We start from the raw sequence: 20,053 nt of genomic DNA on the forward strand, positions 1-20,053 counted from the left end.
TCCATTTTTCCAATTTTCCCCATCCCTCTAGAATTTTGGAACTACATGATTTGCAAAGCCTTAAATTTAGGTCGTAAGCTGCTTGGTAGGAGACAATGTGGCTGAAATAATTATCAATTCGCCCTGCGTGTATCATTAACCTCTTTAATCTTATCCAATGAAATCTTCGGTGTTCGATCTTCCCTTAATAATCCGTTATTTCCTGATAACGCTTTAAAAGTGCTTCTTCTGAATCAACCTTGTTTCCATCCCCCAAACCATCATTGACAGTGACCAGCCCTTTGCTATCAAATGCTTTTGTCAGATGATAAATTCCTTCCATAAGAAATGCCAATTCATTATCAGGGCTGCCCAATTAATGACTCTTGATCATATTTGGTAAACTGTGGCCCCGAAGGTAACCCTTTCATTTTTTCCTCCTTCAATTAATCATTTAATATTTTTAGTGAGCGATTTTTTGCAAGAATAATAATACCAGCGCCCATATATAGAATTAGGCTGATTATATCCATCGTAAAATATGAAATGATACCACATATTAGAAACCAGAAAGGAACCTTCTTGGGTACGATGCCTTTTTTTAAATAGGTCCTTGTTAGGTAAATAGTTATCAAACCTAGTAAAATGAGTAAAATCCCGTAGATAGAAGCAACGCTATACATACTCCCTAAGAGAGAGTCTAACCCTTCTTTTTCCACAAAAGATAATTCAGCATTATGCGCTCCTTTGTTCCTTATATAAGGTCCATAGATAAAGATGGTTATGAGTCCATCTAAAAGCTGCCAGCCAGATGCAATATAAACTAAAGTTTTTTCCATTTTATTAGACATACTCACAACCCCTTATTATCCCTTTATACCAGCAGAAAGTGACATGGATTCCAAAAAATACTTTTGTGCGAATAAATATATAATGAACGTAGGAATAATAGCAATTACAGCTCCAGCCATAAGCATAGTCGGTTGTGAGTTATACATTCCTTGTAATAACTGAAGTCCTGCAGTTATTGGCATTCTTTCAATATCATTGAAGACAATGGACGGCCATAGAAAGTCATTCCACGAGCCCGTAAAACTGAATAATGCAACAACCATTAAAATAGGTTTTAATTGCGGCAAAACAACTTTATAGAATATCTGAAAATCCCCAGCACCATCTACTCTTGCTGCCTCATCATATTCGATCGGAATATTCGCCAAAAATTGCCTTACTAGAAAGATATTAAATACTCCGGCGGCTCCAGGAACAATTGCTGCCCAATAAGAATTGATCCAACCAAGCGTATCAACAATTTTATACAAAGGGATTAAGTTAACAACACCTGGAAACATCATTGTAGCCATTAAAAACATAAAAATAGCATTACGGCCTTTAAATTGTAATCGACCATAAGCGAATGCAGCTAAAGCAACTACGACTAGAACTAATAGAGTATGAACAACTGATATAATTAATGAGTTAAAAAACCAGTGTAACAATGGTGAACTATAGTTATCCACTAAGAGTGAAGTGTAATTCGTGGTTACCCATTCAACAGGCAGAAATTTAAAACCCATCATCTTAAATTCCATATCAGTCTTAAAGGATGTGACTAGTCCCCATACTAAGGGAATAACCCATATAATTGCCATTAATAGTAGAAATAAAAAAGCCACTAATTTAGGAAAAGACAGTAGTTTTTTTTTCATCCATTCTTCACCCCACATCTAATCTTTATTACGTAAAAAGAGAAATTGAATAAGTGATACAACCATAATACATAGACCAAGCATAAAGGCCATGGCCGATGCAATCCCTGCAATCGATTGACCAGACCCAAATGCATTCTGTTGAATATCCATTAACAGAACACGTGTAGAGTCAGCCGGGCCTCCATTTGTAAGCATCAATGGTTGACCATATACATTAAATTGGGCAATGGTTGTAATAACGACTGTATAAAGTATTTGTCCACGAATGCCGGGAAGCGTAATTTTAAAGAATTTTTGAATAGAATTAGCTCCGTCTATAGAGGCTGCCTCATAAAGATCTTTTGAGATTCCATTCAAAGCAGCTTGATAAATAATCATGTTACTGCCAATGCACCACCATACTGTGACAATCACTATAGATGCCCAGGCATACGGCTGCGAACCAGTCCAAAGGATCGATTTACCAAGTAAATTGTTAATAGGCCCTTGATTCACATTAAACATTAAGGTCCATATAATCACAACAGCAGAAATAGAAAATAAAGTCGGCATATAAAAAATAGATTGAAATAACTTATGAAATCTTGGTTTAGCATTTAAAGCACTAGCCAATAATAGCGGTATGATGATACAACTAGGAACAGATAAAATGACAAAAATGAATGTATTTTTAAGTCCATTGTGGAATTGTGTATAAAAAGAAGAATCCTTTTGGGATAAGATCTCTTTATAGTTCTCTAATCCGACAAAATCTGCTTTCCCAATCAAATCCCAATTAGTAAAAGAAATATAAATCCCATAAAGAATCGGCACTAGAAAAAAAAGGCTAAAAATCAACAAATGTGGTGTAACAAAAGCCCAAGGAGTCCAGTTCACAGATTTTCTTTTGGACGGTTTTATCTTCGACTGTGGCTCCATAGACCGCAAAGGTACTTCCATAACTACCCCTCCAAGATGATTAATTGGTGGAAGCTGCATACTAAATTCTATAGAAGCAGCTTCCATTGCTTTAAGTTCATTCTTCCTATTTATTCGAAGCATCCTTAGCTATTTTATCTTCTAGTGTCTTTTGAATATCGGCAAGTCCTTTATCAACAGGAATTTTGCCGAATATAATATCAATCCCTTTGGCATCCAGTTCCTCTGACACGTAACCATTGTATTTGTAGTCAAAAATCTTAAGAGAAGCTTGTTCCTCAGGATCATTCAATAAAAATGATTGAGCCATTTCTTTATATTCTGGTTCATCAAGAATTTTAAGGGAAGCTGGGTTTTGTCCTGCTTTTGCCCATTCCAGTGAATTGTCACGAACCCAGTCGATAAACTCTACAACACTTTTCGCTTTTTCATCCGAACGATCTTTACTATTAAACATGACAAATTGATGGGATGAAGACCAGTTGACCATTTTGCTCTTATCATCAGTTAATTGCGGTGCATTGGTTAATCCATACTCAAATTTTGCATCTCTTAAATTATTATTCATCCAAATTCCTTCTGGATAGAAGATTAATTTCCCTTGAAGGAATAATTGAGCAGGGTCTTCGCCATCTTTATTTGTAATATGTGAGTCATATAAATCAATCCATTGTTGGAATGAAGCCTTTGATTGATCATTATCAAAGGTTGGGTCTGTACCATTTTCCGTTAACTCCCCACCATTTTGTGCGTACAAGGAAAGAATATTCGGTTTAACCCACGTAACCCCTAGGCTGGTAATCTTATCCTTCTGCGATTGTTCTCCGGCAGCTTTAATTTCGTCAAAAGTAACAATATTATCATCAAGTGCTCCTGGAGCATATTTTTCTACAAGATCTTTGTTGTAATACATTACGAATGAATGGATATCAAGAGGAATACTGTATCTAGAACCATCTAAATCTCCAATTTTCCATGCTTCTTGTATATAATTTTCTTCTTTTATTTCTGGGTAATCGCTTAAATATTCATCATAACTAGTTAGCATCTCATTATCTACATACTGCTTGATACGTTCTGCATGAACAATCATCAAATCCGGGACGTTTTTCCCTGAATTCACAACCGTTTGAATTTTCGTATACATATCTCCTTCTTTTAGAGGGATATTTTTTATTTTATATTCTGGATTTGTTTTGTTATATTCGTCCACCATTTTTTTCATATTTTCGCCATCTGGGCCAGTAAATGGATTCCAAAAGACTATCTCTTTGCTTGAACCAGAACTTGAACCGGAAGCATTACTACCACAGGCCGATAGTGTGACAACAAGGACAATTGACATAAATAATAAACCTAGTTTTCTCATTTTTAATACCCCCCTAATTTTTCGTATTGTCAAAAACTTTATAGTAAAAAGTTAATAAAACCTTGAAAGAGAGAAAAAACTTGCCACCCCCTAAAAATCTAAGGATCATTGAGGTTACCAGACCACCAACATCCCAGATTAGGAAGTGACAAGCGAGCCCTCAATTAATAACTTACTTACTCAAACTTATCAAGTATCAAGACCAAATTATTACGCTAGCTAATTTAATGCTGTAATGACTACCGATTCGCCCTGCGTGTATCATTAACCTTTTTAATCTTATCCAATGCAATCTTCGGTGTTCGATCTTCCCTTAATAATCCGTTAATTTCCTGTTGAACATCCGTTGTTTGCGTATAGCAATATCCACTTATATAAGGAATAGCCTTTATCGCATCCGTTATTTCTTGATAACGCTTTAAGAACGCTTCTTCTGAATCTACCTGGTTTCCATATCCCCAACCACGATCGTCATTAAAAGCAATCCCGCCATATTCCGTTAGCATGACAGGCTGTCCTTTATATTCATATCCTTCGGCAAATGCGTATTTATGATGGTTATGAGTGATTTCATTATTAAGAATTCTATCCTTATCTTTATAACGCTCGTAGAACGCTTTTCCTAATTCTTCATAGTCGTGTAAGGCGATAATATCTGAAATTGTATGTTCCCAACCATCATTCACGATAACTGGTCGTTCGGCATCGATTGACTTGGTTAAATAATAAATTGCTTCTGTAAACTTTTGTTGTTTTTCATCTGTAAGGATATTCGGCACTCCCCAAGATTCATTGAACGGAACCCACGTGATGATCGAAGGATGATTATAATGCTGTTGCACAATCTCTAGCCACTCGTTTGTAAAGTTTTCAACTGCTTCATCTGAAAACTCATATGTGGCAGCCATCTCGGACCATACCAATAGTCCCTTTTTATCACACCAATATAAAAATCGTTCATCCTCAATCTTTTGATGTTTTCGAACGCCATTAAAACCCATCTGAAGCGTTTTTTCAATATCCTCTAACATCGCTTCATCGGATGGAGGTGTTAACATAGTATCAGTCCAATAACCTTGATCTAATAAAAGCTTTTGGTAGATTGGCACATTATTTAGCAGAACCTGCCCATTTTTAATAGAGATTTTTCTCATACCAAAATAGGAATCTACTTCATCGACAAGTTCACCTTCTACATATAAACGAAATTGAACATCATATAAATTCGGATGTTGCGGTGCCCAATGAAATACTTTCCATTCATGTATTTCTGATGTAAGATCTACCTCAAAATGGATATTTGAACGATCAGGAATAATCGAAAATTGTTTCACCTTTTTTCCTGAAAATGTAATGGTTGTCTCTAGTCTTGAATCTTCTGCCAATTCCCCGTGTAGTTTATAGTCAAAAGCAACAGATTTTGTATCAATATTTGGCGTCATCTTCACACTTTCAATACTTTCTTCATTTAGAAATTCGAGCCAAACAGTTTGCCAAATACCTGTAGTTTGTACATACCAGCAACCAAAGTTCTTATCTGTCCATCGCTGTTTTCCTCTTGGCTGAGTACAGCTCTGGGAGTCTTCCACTTTTACTACTACTTCATTTTCTTTTGTGTGATCAATCGCATGGCTAATATCAAAGGAAAAGGCCGCATATCCCCCGACGTGTTCACCAATATACCTACCATTCACCCATACTTTGGTGACATAATCAGATGCTTGGAATCGTAAAATGGCTCTTTTCCCAATTTCCTCTTTTGGAATTTCAAATGTTCTTTGATACCAAATATATGGATGGAACTTCTCTTCACCAATCCCACTAGCCTTTGTTTCATACGTAAAAGGGACTTGAATCTCTGTTGAAAAAGAAGGTTGTTCATGCCATCCTCCCTTTTCACCAACATTGTGATCATCAAATGCAAATTTCCATGTCCCATTTAAATTCATCCAAGATTGACGCTGAAATTGCGGTCTCGGATATTCTGTTCTTTGATATGTCGTTACACTCGTGGTCATCTACATTACTCCCCTTCGATTTATTCTTCTCTAATGAGTCAATATCCATGTTCTGATTATCTGTCACACATCCCCTATTACAATAAAACTGTTTTAATACTATTTTATTGTAATTAATGTCAAGAATACACCTTCATTTAATGAATGTCAAGGTTAATCTTTATTATTTTTGAATTGTTCCATTATTTATGTTTCATTTAAAAAAGCCCTTCCGTTTTTCTAGAATAGAAGAGCATTGAGTAGGTCTCATTTTCTATGAGTATTCTACACTCAATTTTATATCTTGTGGGTGATCTCCGAATTCACGGCCAAATAAATTTAAACCTCCTTTATGAATCGCATCTTCCTTAATGCCAATCTTAAAGGACATAAACATACGGTCTAAGATACCTAGTTCATCAACGGTCACATCGGAAAGGGGAAAATCATCGATGGTTGAATTTTTTTTTGTTATTTTCCACGTTTTTAATAATCCATATTGTGTACTAGTTGTTTCGCACCAATATTTAGGATTCAGTTTTCCCGGACGATCCCCAAAGTCTCCTGGGCTAGTCCATGTCCCGACATCAATGTCGTTTATCCATACGGTTAAATCTGATGGCCAATTAGGATCATGGTTAGGTGCCTCCGAACATAGCTCTAAGGAAAGTTGAACAGATTCTATTTTTGAACCAGCCGGAATTACGAGTGGAAATTTATATTCAAAATATCCCTTTCTTGTCCATATAATCTGTGCTTTCGCTCTCTCTGGACTATAAAAGTGGACAGGAGCATCTTCCGGAATAATCATTCCTTCATGATTCGCCATTCCACATGTAGGAGCGACATCAAAATCGGTGTACTGCCCGATCGGCATTTCCAATTCAAAAACCTTCTGAGTATTTTTCATGAAATTTTCGGCACTATTTAATTGAATATGTATATCATCAAAGTTACGTTTGCAAACTTTCATAGCACCCCTACTGGCCGGACGAAGTTCTGTATTGATCAATCCGGCTTTTTCGAGTATTTTTATATGCGAAGCTGTAGTGGAGACAGGAATCTCCAAACTTTCAGCCAGCTGATTGACATTCATATTACCTTTATTCAGCAGATTAATGATTTGTAAGCGCACTCCTGATGATAAAGCATGAGCAATTTTTTGCAAACCTTCAGGGTCTTCCATTGATAATTCTAGCAAGGTCATTCCTCCAAATCGTGTGTAGTCCATACATCTATTATATATATATTCCTTATTCTAATATAAACAAAAAAATTGTAGATATCTACAATTTTAGTAATAGTATATGTATTGTAATCGGTAAGTCCTTTATAAATTCATTTTGTTTGAACCAATTAACGCACTAAAAACACCACTTCCATGAAAGAGGAAGCGGCGTTTTTTTAAGATGAGAGGGGATCCAGCTCTCGCTCAAGAGTCTCAGCTACATTAACTTGGCAATTGGCTTTTAAGCCATTCTTCCTTCAATGCGCTTACCGAAATTAGTGCGTAGGATTGTTCCCCGGCATTTGCGGTTGGACTGTGGCAGGTGCATAGCCATTTTGCATTTGCTGCATGTCTTGTTGTGCCAGTTGTGGCACTTGATAATAACCATGCTTATTTTGATAAAGAGATATTTCATAGGCCATTTCAATACAGTTTGGCAAAGAATCGGCAAGTACACGGCGAACGACCGGATTGGTTGCTTCCATAGCAGCAGCTGTTTTAACAGGAGCACCCGATTTAACGGCATTAAGCATGCTTTGCGCTATGATTTCATCGTTGATTTCTGTAGCAGACTGCATTGGTTTTTGCGGTTGACCCGTCGGTTGCATTCCATAAGTGAAGTCATTCCCCTGTTTCATTTTATAGCTTTGCGTAGGCTTTGCAGGATCTTGTCCCGTTTGAAAACATTCTAAAGTGATGTTATATTCATCTACCATGAATTGCTTCTGACGTTGCAATATATCGCGAAGCTCCGGATCTTGTACATGTTCACTTAGCATCGTATAAGTATTCATTGTGTTAATGGCACCTGACAACACCTCGTGAACATCAAACATTTCATGACCGCCATGGTTCATTTGCGGTGGTACAACACCTGTTTCAACGTTTTGGTGATTTTGTGGCTGTTGGAATTCCATTCTTATACCTCCTAAATATGGTTTACTTGATGTAGTATGAGCTATTTGTGAAAAACTATCCGTTCCACTTACGAGAAGTCAGTAAAAATAGAATAGAATTAAGAAATCACACCTAGCCGACATTATTCTATATTTTTAAAAAGGCGGGCCGTTTTCCCGACTTTTTTATATATTGAACTTTGTTTCCACTCAGTTTCAAGTTCCCCCTACCATCGTGGTAAAGGGAACTCTTTGTGAAATTTTTGTTACGCTCCTTCCCATTTCTGAATAAGTGAATCGGCTTCTGTTTTTAGGGAATCATACAGTTCTTGAGAAATAGAGGCATTTTCTAGCTGATAATCCAGCAGTTGTTTAAAACTCCCCATGTGTTTGATAACCTTTGCAGCCGCTCCCTTTTGCTCAAATTGGCCAATAGCGGTCAAGTGAACAGCAAGGGATCGATAATCTTTTTCCGATAAATCCTCTTGATACTCCTCAAGGATGGAGAGCAGATAGGATGTATCCAGTTCCTCTAGAGGCTTTAATCCGTCGATCGCTATTTGTAAAGCAGCAATCGCGGAATTCAGTTCTTCCTCTGTTTTCACTTCTCCCACTGCCTTTTCTGCTACTGAAATGGCTTTTTGTAAAGCGGTATACGAGGATTCCGTATACTTTCCTTCATTCTTAATTAACTTTGCTTCTTTCACTAATGATTCTAATTCAGAAACATCCAAATCTGGATCTTCCCAATCTCCTTTTACAACTTCAATATTCGGCATTGCTGGCTCCTCCATATTCGCTCCAATAAAGAAACTCGGATGTGGCGGCTGATTATAAGCAACATTTTGCCAAGCAATGGCCGTACGATATTGTGGATCATGCATTAACGTAAAGATTCTGTGTTCCGTGATGTCTGTTGTCGTATAAATTCGTAATTCAGTACTATCAGCAGAAGGCCAAATGACTTCTTCTCGCCAATCTCCGAACAAGTCAGCTTGAAGGGACGGATTCCCCTTTGTCCAGTTATTAGTACGGGTGCCCTCCGGAACCAATAGTGTTTCTAATTTTTCCGTTTCCCAATTCCACTTTTCAATTTTACCGACACCATGTGGATCAACATCAGGGTTAAAATTATGATCTAGCAACTCACGTAAAAGGTCCCCGTCCCACCAAATGGCAAAGTTCATGGAACTTGGTGTCTCCTTGGTGATCAATTCACCTTCGACCGAGAAGAGGCCACTCTTACCACTGGATCCATCCCAACTACTAGAAGCCCAATATTCTGCACCGTCATAGCGCGGATCTATGTCTGCTATCAGCGCGCGTCCAACATCTGTACCTGTACGTTTTCCAGATAACACTTCACCTGTTTCTGCATCTCGTATCGCAAATCCATATGGAGAGCTTTTATCTTCATAAGATTCATAGATTTCCAACCCAGGGCGATTAGGGTTGAAATTACTTACATGGCCTGCATCCCCATGTCCGAAGCCTGTTGAATAAAGTCCCGTACCATCATGATCAATGACTGCGGCGCCATAAATAATTTCATCTTTGCCATCTCCATCGACATCAGCTACAGATAGGCTATGATTTCCCTGTCCAGCATACGCTTCATTTCCAGGTTCATCACTATCGAAGACCCATTCTTCCGTTAATTTGCCATCCCGCCAATTATAGGCCGCTAAGACGGTTCGTGTATAATACCCACGTGCCATGACGAAGCTCGGACGTTCCCCATCCAAATAGGCAACTCCAGCTAAGAAACGGTCGACACGATTTCCGTAATTGTCGCCCCAGTCGTTAACATTGCCACGTGGAGGATAATAATCTATCGTTTCCATCGCCTCTCCTGTTTCACCATTAAACACGGTCAGGTACTCCGGACCATCCAATATATATCCATTCGAATTACGATAATCGGCATCAGGGTCACCAATGACATTACCAACACCATCGACGGTTCCATCTGCTGTCTTCATAACGACTTCTGCTTTACCATCTCCATCAAAGTCATAGACTAAGAATTGCGTGTAATGGGCACCTGCACGGATATTTCTCCCGAGATCAATTCTCCAGAGTCTTTCCCCCTCAAGTGTATAGGCATCAATATAAACATTGCCTGTATGACCACTATGTGAATTGTCTTTAGAGTTGGATGGATCCCATTTTAAAATAATCTCGTAATTTCCGTCACCATTCACATCCCCAACACTGGCATCATTGGCAGAGTACGTGTATTCCACCCCATCAGGCGTAACGCCACCTTCTGGTTTGTCTATGGGAATGCTTAAATATTGTTCAGACCAAACTCCGACCTCTTCCGTCACTGGATCCCCACTACCGTTATTGACACGCACTTGATATTTAGAATCGATCGTTCCCTCTTCATCTAAATAGTTTGTACTTGTAGTAATTGGTTCCTTATTCACCTTTTCTCCATCACGGTAAAGATCAAAGGTGACACTTTTCGAGTCCGTCCCTAACATCCTCCAGCCTACATAAATACCGTTCTCCGTATCTACAGCAACCAATGAGCGGTTGAGATCTTCCATTTGCCGCAACTGCTTTTTCGTAATAGGCGTTTCTAACACCTCTGATGCCTCCGATATTCCACCTTCATTTACCGCAAAAACTACATAATAATAATGGTTAGTAGTGAAAATGGAATCATCTTTAAAACGAGTGTCCTTTGTTGTCGCAACTTTTGTGTAATGGACATCATAGTCAGGGTAATCCTCTTGGTTAAACCTTGACCGATAGATATGATATTCAACTGCTCTATCAACGGGTTCCCATTTAAAAGCAACGGAGTCTTCTTCAGCATTTTCCAATTCTAACCCTTTTGGTGCTTCGGGAATAGCAACAGACTCATCAATCATATTTACGGACACCTCATTACTTTTGGTTGTTTCAATCCCTTGATCATTGACCAACGAGACAGCATACGTATAGCTTGAGCCTAATTCAACAGTCTCATCCGTGTATTCAGCTTTTGTTGAATGACCAAGATGCGTAAACGCCTGATCTCCATCTTGTTTTCGGTAAATCTTATAGCTTTTAGCTGATTCATCTTTATTCCAATTTAGTTTGACAAATGTCTCCGGTGATAAAGAAACCTTGCTTATCTTAAGTTTTGGAACCTCAGACATCGGGGTAATTTCCAACGCATTGATGCGGCCATTCTCACCAATTTTAATATTTAACTGTCCATCTGAAACAGTTATATTCGTTGTTAGCTCCGAAAATTCCCCTGACTGTGATGTGATATTGCCATGTTCTTCGTCCTCGATCGTAAAGCTGCTACGATTAAAGGCGATATTGTCTCCTGCAATGATTCGAATAAAATAATCACCATTCGGTAAATCAACCATAAATTCAGCACCATCTGCGAGGGCAAAGTCCCTCCGCAAGTTATCTGGTTCACCACGATCACGGAATCCTACCTCTTTATCAAAACCATATCCAACTTCCTCATTGTATAAAAGTGTATTCGCAACCTTGAGATACCCTTCTTCCGTTGGGCTTGTTTCAGAACCAAAATCAAATAGAAAACTTAGTGGTTTATCTTCTTTACCATTGGGTGACTGAGAGTCGGCGAGCACACTGCTCTGAGAAAAGAGAGAAACCACCATGAACAACACCATGAACATCGAAAACCTTTTACTCATGAAATTCCTCCTTTTTTTATCAAAAGGTTCCTTTATGCTGATTTACACCTTGCCTATTCATTGCTTGCCCTTATCCCTGAACGAGCTTACCTTTTGCAATTTTCCTTTTAAAGTTTCTGAAGCAGTCTCCCTGTAAAAAACAATTAGGCAACAAAAAACAAGGAAAAGTAAAAACATGTTTTTCTCCCTTGTTGTCGTTCAATACACCTGTCCTTTCTTTTTGATATACATGTAAGAAGATTCATGGTGTTAGTATTCAATTCTCGCCTTTCTATTCTCTCTCCCTTCTCATGTTTTGCAAGCGCATTCATATATAATTTACATAAGTTTCCAGTAACTTTGTATCCAAATATCCGTTCAAACTGTTTAAAAAACAGTTTTTACCACTTAAGTTATATAATGTAAACCCACAAATGACATTGTTGCCCCTTTTTGACCAAGTCAGAACATTTCAGAGACAGTCTCCCCCACCTTATTCAAGCATTAACACAGTGGGAGACTGTTTTGTTTAATCTTCCACTATTTCCTTTACCCTGCCTACCTGTCCATCCTGAAGACGGACTTTGATACCATGGGGATGTGAAGAAGAGTTAGTAAGGACTTTTTGCACAATTCCACGTGTTGTTTTACCTGTTGCTTGATCCTTTTTTAATACAATGTCCACTGTTTGTCCCTCTATAATATTTGATCTATTTTTTCCATCCATAAAATCCCCGCCTTTACTAAACTTTTATTTAGTTAAAATTATATAACCTTTTCAGTATATCCTACAACTGTATTGTGATTAGATAGCCTCTTCCGAGAAAAGCAAGATTTAATAGAATCCTTCAGTTTCGACTTTAAAAAGCAAAAATGGCAGTGATTCTAAGAGGATCACTGCCGTTTATACGCCTTATTTCTTTTTATCATACAAAATACTCCTACAAACATTACCCCGTCTTCGCCTTCGTTTTCGTCATATTCCGTTGAGCCATAATTAATCCATAGTAGATCCCCTGTTTTTGCATGAGTTCTTGATGAGTTCCGACTTCCGCAATCTCACCTTTATTCAAAACGAAGAGTCGATCAGCATTCTTTAGCGTGGAAAGCCTGTGAGCAATGGCGATCGTTGTGCGATTTTTCGTAATCCGTTGTAAGGCTTCTTGAATCTCTGATTCTGTGTCGATATCAAGGGAAGCTGTTGCTTCATCCAAAATTAAGATGCGCGGGTTATGGAGGACAGCCCGGGCGATTGTAATGCGTTGTCGCTCACCTCCAGATAAATTATTACCGTTCTCTTCTAATCTTGTATCATACCCATCTGGTAACTCAATGATAAATTCATGGGCATTGGCAATTCTCGCTGCCTGAATCACTTCTTCCATCGTCGCATCGGGTTTAGAATAACGAATGTTTTCCATAATCGAACCTCTAAAGAGCATTGTTTCTTGTAGAACCACACCAATTTGTGAACGTAGCTCCTCCTGCTGAATCGTCCTGATATCGTGACCATCTATTAAAATTTCCCCTTCATTTACATCATAAAAGCGAGACACGAGATTAATAAGCGTCGATTTCCCTGAACCAGAATGGCCAACAAGGCCAATCATTTCCCCCGGTTTAATCGTAAAATTAATATTTTTTAAAACAGGTTCATATGATTTATATCCAAATGTTACATCATGAAATTGAATCGTCCCATGAATGGCATGCGGGATTGATGTTTCCTTGTCAAAGACTTCTGGTTCCTCATCGATCACTGAAAAAATACGATCAATCGCTATAGCGGCATTCGCAATCCATCTTGGCATATTCATGAGCCAGGCAAGAGGGCCAAAAATCATACTCGCATATCCCGTAAATTGGACGAGCTCTCCCAGGTTCAAGTCACCCTTTAGAATCATATTACACCCAACCAATAACACAAAATACGTGCCAATTTGAAGAAGATACGTCGAGATCGGAGTTAGAATACTGTATACTTTTTCGGATTTAAAGGCCGCTACCGCATACTCCGTATTATACTGTCTAAACCGTTTGATTTCCCGTTGTTCCTTTCCAAATGTTTTCACTACTCTAATGCCGCTCAGCACATCATGAAGATAGGAATTCGCCCGATCAAAGATCTTCCACTGCTTACGAAAAAGTCTTCTTACAATCACACGCCAAGTCATAAATTGTAAATAAGCGACAAACGGTGCCGGTAATAACACAATTAACGCTAAGCGCCAGTCTGTCATGAATAATAAGACCGTCACCGAGATAAGCACGATTACTTGATAGATGGCAGTCGTAAAGACCTCTTGAATAAGCCGTCTAATTCGATTCGTATCAGATGATACCCGGTTCATCAAATCGCCCGCTCGCTGGGATGTTAAAAATCCAAGTGAAAGATTTTGGATTTTTTCATAGACCATCTTTCTTAAATCTGCAGCAATCGTGGAACTAACGGTCGCCATCACCCGACCTTTCGCGACATTTAGAAGTTCCCCAGCAACTAGTGCAAATAGAATACCGCCAATCGCCACAAAGAACATAGATACGCTTGGACTTTGCCCCGCTGGCGGCTGGAGCGATGAGTTGACAAGAAGCTTTTGGAAATAAGGACCTGATAAGGCAACAGCAGAAGTGATAAGTAAAATAAATAATCCCAACACGAGCAGACGCCAATGAGATTTGGACACGCCTAATAATCTTTTCAAAACCGCAGTCTTATTCATACATTTGGCACAGGCCCGTGTTCCATGAAGTAGTCTACTTCCGCAATTCGAACATACCCGTTCTTCTTCCTCATTGTAGATCCGAATTTCACTATTCGTCGTCATATAGTTTAAGATTTGCGCTATATAGGAGAGCCGGGCGACATGCTCCATTGAAACTCTTACAATGATCCGCTTGCCCAGTTCATCCGTCGCTTCAAGAATAGCATTTCCAATTAGAGGGATAACCTTATAGTCATATGCTTCCGATATAAAACCACTTTCGTGTACTTTTCCCGCTTCCACATAGGCCCATTTTTCCTGGCCAATCGCAAAATAGCCTTTAGTTCTTCGTCCACTTAGGGATAAATCAGCCGGTACACAATATCGAATTGTATTCCCAATCATCTTTTGAACAGCTAATCGATCTTCATTTGAAAGTTCATAATTTAAATTCATAATCGCCTTCCCTTTAAAATTAGAAAGTATATTCGTATTTCCTTTATCTCAGGCCAATAGGATGTTGGTCACAAAGGCGTTGCGCCAGGACGGCGCGTATTTAGCCTTTGAGCCTTTTTATCCAAATTTGTACGCCGCTGAACAACCGCCTTCTGCTTTTCTTTGTCTAGCTACAGCGCCCAGCGACTAGCAAACTTTCGGTGCCCTCCTACGATAAGTCAACATCGATTCACCCTTCGGGTTCATCGTGTTTCCTTTATCTCGTCAGGCCCCTAAAAAGTTTGTACGTCGCTAAACGGGCGCTTCCGCTTTTCTTTGTCTAGCTACAGGCGGTAGGGGCTCGAGGTCAAATAACCTTGAACCAACGAAGGGAAAGTTCACCCTTCTTTGGTTCAAGAACATTTGCTTGTCGCCCCTGAACAACCGCCTTCCGCTTTTCACGTAATATACATTTCGACCATGCGGTATTCTTTGTCCGTTAGGGCGGAGAGGTCTTTTATGATAAAGCGGTTTCCGTCGACATCGGTGATTAATACTTTAGTGGCTGTTACGGCTGTGACATTGCCTTTCCCCATGCGGACAGTGAAATAGCAGCTTCCAGAAGTGGTTTCGGTCTCCCAATAGGAATAGCCGAATTCTTCGGTTATTTTATTTACTTTTATAATTTCGGGAGCAAAATAACGTAAGTTGATATGTTCTTCAAGCAAGCGTACGATTTCATCAGGAAATTCATCTAAAGATTTAATGATGCCGATTTCTTCATTTTCATCTGTTCTGACAGAAATATATATTCGGTTATTCATATGAGGAAAGGAACAATATAAATAGACAGCAGGATATATTTTTCCATCTATATGAACCGTTAACATATGGCCCGCACTTTTCACAAACGTCGCATTATCCTTCGTTAAATAGTTCATCTTCGCCGCTTCGGCTAGATCTGATTTACTTCCATGATCTATATGGAGCCTTTCCAATTAAATCGCCTCTTTCATTTTTAAAGCTTCTTCATGCTTTTTCACCATACCAGCGTAGATCGCATCGATGTCCATGAGTTCTTCATGTGTTCCTTCTTCAACAACCTTTCCATCTTCCATCACATATAAATAATCCGCATTTCGCAATGTTGATAAACGATGGGCAATGGCGATGGTGGTTCTTCCTCTCGCCAACGACTCTAGGGCCTCCTGAATTTGTAATTCCGTCTCTGTATCTAGGGATGCCGTGGCTTCATCTAGGATCAAGATTTGCGGATCATGTAAAATCGCTCTGGCAATCGAGATCCGCTGTTTTTCACCGCCCGACAGATTATACCCGCCTGTTCCTACGACCGTATCATAACCATCCGGTAGATTCGCAATAAAATCATGAGCATTCGCCACTTTCGCTGCGTGGATAATATCTTCGAGGGAACAGTCTGGATTCGCATAAGCAATGTTTTCCGCAATTGTTCCCATAAAAACATACACTTCCTGCGAGACAATGCCGATATGTTTTCGTAATGTATCGGCAGTTAGATCCTTTACATTGATCCCATCTAGTTTGATCTCCCCTTCATTCACTTCATAGATTCGTGAAATCAAGTTTACCAATGTCGATTTACCCGCGCCTGAAGGGCCCACAATGCCAATCATTTGCCCCGGTTTTGCCTGTAACGAGACATCCCGCAAAATCGGCTTATTGGCTTCATAATAAAAGCTAACCTTTGAAATCTCGATATCTCCTGAGAGCTTTTCTAAATGAAGAGCATCCTCCTTTTCGGTTATTTCTGGAACAGCATCTTGAATTTCAAACACCCGCTGTGCCGCTGACATGCAATAGGACCACCAACCGGCAATATCGTTCATAAATTGAATTGGACCAAATAACATGTAAATATACGTAATGAAAGTCATGATTTCTCCAAATGTTAATCCTCCGCCCATCACTCGCCAGCCACCGAAGGCCCAAATTAAAACGCCGCCAATCTGAGTTAACATATTAATGATGGGGAAAATCGTACTGCTCATTTTATTAAATTTCTGTTCCGCATTGGAAAAAGAAACATTTGCCCCCTGAAAGCGATCGATCTCCACTTTTTCCTTTCCAAACGCCTTCACAATTCTTGCACCACGGACCGTATCACTAATAATCGAATTCATCGCACTCGCCTTCCTATGCCTTTTCCAGGACATTCTCCATAACTTTGGAAAAACCGAGCGGATTAATAAAACGACAAATGGCAATGGAATTAAACAAACGAGTGTTAGTTTCCAATCCATCACAAGTAGGATGGTGGTCACCCCAATAATATTCATTGCGTTCACAATAAAATAGGGAATCCCATCGACAAAGAAAAACTGTAGCTCATTCGCATCATCATTTACTCTTGTCATCAATTGACCGGTTTGCTTCTTTTGAAAAAATGATAAGGACAATCGTTGCATCGAGGTAAATATGCTTGCCTTTAGGTCGAAGACAATATCGGCGGCCATACGAGCATTAATCACACCAAACAAGATTCCGAACAATAATGACAACGTTCGAAAAATGATAATTAACAAAATAACGAGTCCAATTTTACCCGCAAACGCGCCCGTTCCTCCTAACGCTTGGTCAAATAAGACGGTCCCCTGAAAATAGGGAATCACAAGGCCTGTTGCTGAGTTAAGGAGCATAAATAATATAATGAAGAAAATCGACCATCTATGACGAGTTGTAAATCCCAATAGTCTTATAAATATAGCCCCTTTCTTCATGCATTTAGGACAGATTTGGCGCCCCTCTTCAGGGTATATCATCCCGCATGTAGGGCAGGATTTTATACTTTTATCCTCCTCCTCGTGCCGATCGATCGGTTCCCCATCCTTTATTTTCATGAACGTTGTAGCAAATTTTGCCGCAGTAGCTATATGTCCATTTGTGACAGCCGCAATTGCTCTTTCCTCAGGGGCCTTAATGATAATGAGGCCAGAGGCGATTAAATTTACGGTATGGATACTTTCAATTTCTTCTATCTTAAATTGATCGAGGTGAATTTTGTTTATTTCATTAGGGATCGGGTTCTTCTCTTTTTGATCGAATACACGAAATCCTTTAAAAACCTTTTCCTTTTGCTTTTCATTGGCATTGGATAATCGATAAAGTGAATCCTTTGTCAGAAGTAAATAGGTATTGACAAAACCGCCATCTATCCCCCGATCACAAATCACCCAATCTAGGATTTCCGCTTCTACTATACTGGTTTGAGACAATAGGGTTTTCAACTCTTCAGGTAATGTATTCATATACTTTTCAATCATGCACCTCACACGGAATGAGCTGCTAGAGGCCCATTCTATTCATCTATTTTTCAAAAGTCCTAAGTTAATTCTCCATTAGTAGCAGAACGTACTTTTTAACAAAACTCATACCGTACAAAGGCCAGTTGCTTGCTATCCGGTGACCAAGAATTTACATTGATCGTCCCTTGACCTCCAAATAGCTTTACGAGCACACGTGATTCACCACCACAATTTGGCAGTAAACGCAGTTCAACTTCTTTATTCGGGGGATGATCATCAGGGGCCACATCTCCTTTCTGATAGGCGATATACACAACATGCTGCCCATCAGGGGACACATGAGGGAACCAATTATGACTGTCTTCAAAGGTCATTTGTGTTTGTTCCCGACCATCTGGATTCATTCGCCATAGTTGCATGAGGCCTGTGCGTGTTGAATTGAACCAAATATGGCGGCCATCTGGTGAGTATTCAGGACCATCATCTAATCCTGGAGTATGAGTCAATTGCTTTTCCACTCCCCCGATTGCCGGAATGGTATAAATATTATATTGCCCGTTTCGCTCAGCACAGTAAGCCAACTCCCTGCCATCAGGAGACCATCCGTGTAAATAAGAAGGTCCCAATGGAGTAATCAGAAGCGGATGTCCGCCTTCTCTTGGCAAAATATAAATACGCGATTGCCGATCTTCATGAGTATGATGACTAATCCCAATATACGTTTCATCCGGGGATAAAACATGATCGTTATTACAAGAGGTAGCAAACCCGGAGTCTAGGAAAGTGCTTTCATTCATTTCAAGATCAAATGAATACAGATGCCCACCACTGTTATAAATAAGTTTTCCATCTCGCGTCCAATTAGGTGCTTCAATCACTTGGTCAAATGTTGCCAAGGTTTTCCTCTCACCTGTTTCTATATAGACCGTCTCCAGGAAGCTTTTTATATCTCCTCGTTTAAGATCTTCCATTGTATCCGCCTTTCTTTTCCTACGGCTTTCGAAATTTTTAAAGTCATACATTATTATTCTATATAAATGTAATAATTCCTTTGAAGAATTCGAATATTCTTTACCGAGGCTAGTAAATGAGATGGATCAAGTACCACATCATCTAGCTTATTCAGGTATAATTTCAATTAGACATTTTATTTTCTATTTATAATAAATACATCTCCCACAGCCAAAAAGGACGTGACAATAATCGCCACGCCGTTTTAACCAACCTGCAATTGGTCCCGTATCATTGAGTTTTTTTCACTTCTGGGTAAGTGACACCAAACGTGTCAACCGTTACTTTTTTCATCGTTTGGTCAGCCAATGGCTTGTCTGCCGAATCCCGTTCCGCGCTGATAATTTGATCCACAATCTCCATTCCCTCCGTTACTTTTCCAAATGCGGCATATTCCCCATCAAGATGAGTAGCATCTTCAACCATAATAAAAAACTGGGAACCAGCAGAATCAGGGTCTTGAGTCCGAGCCATTGAGATCACACCCCGTTCATGTTTTAGATTATTTTCAACACCATTCGAAGAAAATTCTCCGGCAATACTATAGTCAGGTCCACCTGTACCATTTCCATTAGGGTCACCACCTTGAATCATAAACCCAGGGATCACACGATGAAAAATGAGGCCATCATAAAACTGGTCCTCTACAAGAGAAACAAAGTTTGCAACTGTATTAGGGGCTACATTCGGATCTAGCTCTACTTTAATCGTTCCCCCGTCTTCCATTTCGATCGTCACAATTGGATTTTTCTCTACGTGAACTTTTTTATTATCCGGTTTTGTCTCTTTACCGCAACCACCGACTATGAGAACAAATAAAAGCAAAAGCGGCATCCATATTTTATTATGTATTTTGTTCATCACGACCCTCT

General features: G+C 39.3%; 15 protein-coding genes. All 15 read right to left on the bottom strand.

The window, feature by feature from the left end; genetic code table 11:
• Nucleotides 1-184: 184 nt before the first annotated feature.
• Nucleotides 185-355 carry a hypothetical protein gene (locus KI363_RS03735; protein WP_191967496.1) on the bottom strand — a complete coding sequence of 57 codons (171 nt, stop codon included), beginning with the start codon at nucleotides 353-355 and terminating at the stop codon, nucleotides 185-187.
• A gap of 70 nt (nucleotides 356-425) precedes the next feature.
• Entirely contained in the window at nucleotides 426-830 is a 405-nt protein-coding gene (locus KI363_RS03740; protein ID WP_158322619.1) for a hypothetical protein, read from the bottom strand.
• 15 nt (nucleotides 831-845) lie between these two features.
• Nucleotides 846-1,556 carry a carbohydrate ABC transporter permease gene (locus KI363_RS03745; RefSeq protein WP_306345148.1) on the bottom strand — a complete coding sequence of 237 codons (711 nt, stop codon included), beginning with the start codon at nucleotides 1,554-1,556 and terminating at the stop codon, nucleotides 846-848.
• 150 nt (nucleotides 1,557-1,706) lie between these two features.
• Nucleotides 1,707-2,630: a carbohydrate ABC transporter permease gene (locus tag KI363_RS03750; protein ID WP_246516739.1), complete on the bottom strand. Its 924-nt coding sequence runs from the start codon at nucleotides 2,628-2,630 to the stop codon at nucleotides 1,707-1,709.
• An 85-nt stretch (nucleotides 2,631-2,715) separates the two neighbouring features.
• Complete coding sequence (locus KI363_RS03755) at nucleotides 2,716-3,978, bottom strand: extracellular solute-binding protein (protein WP_212965545.1); 1,263 nt, start codon at nucleotides 3,976-3,978, stop codon at nucleotides 2,716-2,718.
• Between the two features lie 239 nt (nucleotides 3,979-4,217).
• The gene (locus KI363_RS03760; RefSeq protein WP_158322616.1) at nucleotides 4,218-5,996 is read right to left on the bottom strand and encodes a glycoside hydrolase family 2 protein; all 1,779 of its coding nucleotides are present in this window, start codon (nucleotides 5,994-5,996) and stop codon (nucleotides 4,218-4,220) included.
• 253 nt (nucleotides 5,997-6,249) lie between these two features.
• Nucleotides 6,250-7,182 (bottom strand): ArsR/SmtB family transcription factor, encoded by a 933-nt coding sequence (locus tag KI363_RS03765; RefSeq protein ID WP_306345149.1) that lies wholly within the window; start codon nucleotides 7,180-7,182, stop codon nucleotides 6,250-6,252.
• A gap of 296 nt (nucleotides 7,183-7,478) precedes the next feature.
• Complete coding sequence (locus KI363_RS03770) at nucleotides 7,479-8,120, bottom strand: spore coat protein (RefSeq protein WP_212965546.1); 642 nt, start codon at nucleotides 8,118-8,120, stop codon at nucleotides 7,479-7,481.
• Between the two features lie 245 nt (nucleotides 8,121-8,365).
• Complete coding sequence (locus KI363_RS21950; protein ID WP_191967495.1) at nucleotides 8,366-11,770, bottom strand: rhamnogalacturonan lyase family protein; 3,405 nt, start codon at nucleotides 11,768-11,770, stop codon at nucleotides 8,366-8,368.
• Nucleotides 11,771-12,278: 508 nt separating this feature from the next.
• Nucleotides 12,279-12,476, bottom strand: coding sequence for a YwbE family protein (locus KI363_RS03780; RefSeq protein WP_158322613.1), 198 nt, complete (start codon nucleotides 12,474-12,476; stop codon nucleotides 12,279-12,281).
• A 223-nt stretch (nucleotides 12,477-12,699) separates the two neighbouring features.
• A complete protein-coding gene (locus tag KI363_RS03785) occupies nucleotides 12,700-14,907 on the bottom strand; it encodes an ABC transporter ATP-binding protein (protein WP_212965547.1) in 2,208 nt (735 codons plus the stop codon).
• A 437-nt stretch (nucleotides 14,908-15,344) separates the two neighbouring features.
• Complete coding sequence (locus tag KI363_RS03790) at nucleotides 15,345-15,884, bottom strand: DUF1854 domain-containing protein (RefSeq protein WP_246516740.1); 540 nt, start codon at nucleotides 15,882-15,884, stop codon at nucleotides 15,345-15,347.
• Nucleotides 15,885-18,188 carry an ABC transporter ATP-binding protein gene (locus KI363_RS03795; protein WP_246516741.1) on the bottom strand — a complete coding sequence of 768 codons (2,304 nt, stop codon included), beginning with the start codon at nucleotides 18,186-18,188 and terminating at the stop codon, nucleotides 15,885-15,887.
• A gap of 95 nt (nucleotides 18,189-18,283) precedes the next feature.
• Entirely contained in the window at nucleotides 18,284-19,141 is an 858-nt protein-coding gene (locus KI363_RS03800) for a TolB family protein (RefSeq protein ID WP_212965548.1), read from the bottom strand.
• Between the two features lie 271 nt (nucleotides 19,142-19,412).
• Nucleotides 19,413-20,042 carry a peptidylprolyl isomerase gene (locus KI363_RS03805; protein WP_212965549.1) on the bottom strand — a complete coding sequence of 210 codons (630 nt, stop codon included), beginning with the start codon at nucleotides 20,040-20,042 and terminating at the stop codon, nucleotides 19,413-19,415.
• Between the last annotated feature and the right edge of the window lie 11 nt (nucleotides 20,043-20,053).

Source organism: Lederbergia ruris, assembly GCF_018332955.1.
GTDB classification, from domain to species: Bacteria; Bacillota; Bacilli; order Bacillales; family Bacillaceae_C; genus Lederbergia; species Lederbergia ruris.

Coding starts and splice junctions, on each gene's coding strand:
- KI363_RS03750 (WP_246516739.1), bottom strand. CDS start 2,630: ATGGAAGTACCTTTGCGGTCTATGGAGCCACAGTCGAAGATAAAACCG.
- KI363_RS03805 (WP_212965549.1), bottom strand. CDS start 20,042: ATGAACAAAATACATAATAAAATATGGATGCCGCTTTTGCTTTTATTT.
- KI363_RS21950 (WP_191967495.1), bottom strand. CDS start 11,770: ATGAGTAAAAGGTTTTCGATGTTCATGGTGTTGTTCATGGTGGTTTCT.
- KI363_RS03785 (WP_212965547.1), bottom strand. CDS start 14,907: ATGAATTTAAATTATGAACTTTCAAATGAAGATCGATTAGCTGTTCAA.
- KI363_RS03745 (WP_306345148.1), bottom strand. CDS start 1,556: ATGGGTTTTAAATTTCTGCCTGTTGAATGGGTAACCACGAATTACACT.
- KI363_RS03755 (WP_212965545.1), bottom strand. CDS start 3,978: ATGAGAAAACTAGGTTTATTATTTATGTCAATTGTCCTTGTTGTCACA.
- KI363_RS03740 (WP_158322619.1), bottom strand. CDS start 830: ATGTCTAATAAAATGGAAAAAACTTTAGTTTATATTGCATCTGGCTGG.
- KI363_RS03770 (WP_212965546.1), bottom strand. CDS start 8,120: ATGGAATTCCAACAGCCACAAAATCACCAAAACGTTGAAACAGGTGTT.
- KI363_RS03795 (WP_246516741.1), bottom strand. CDS start 18,188: ATGATTGAAAAGTATATGAATACATTACCTGAAGAGTTGAAAACCCTA.
- KI363_RS03760 (WP_158322616.1), bottom strand. CDS start 5,996: ATGACCACGAGTGTAACGACATATCAAAGAACAGAATATCCGAGACCG.
- KI363_RS03800 (WP_212965548.1), bottom strand. CDS start 19,141: ATGGAAGATCTTAAACGAGGAGATATAAAAAGCTTCCTGGAGACGGTC.
- KI363_RS03765 (WP_306345149.1), bottom strand. CDS start 7,182: ATGACCTTGCTAGAATTATCAATGGAAGACCCTGAAGGTTTGCAAAAA.
- KI363_RS03780 (WP_158322613.1), bottom strand. CDS start 12,476: ATGGATGGAAAAAATAGATCAAATATTATAGAGGGACAAACAGTGGAC.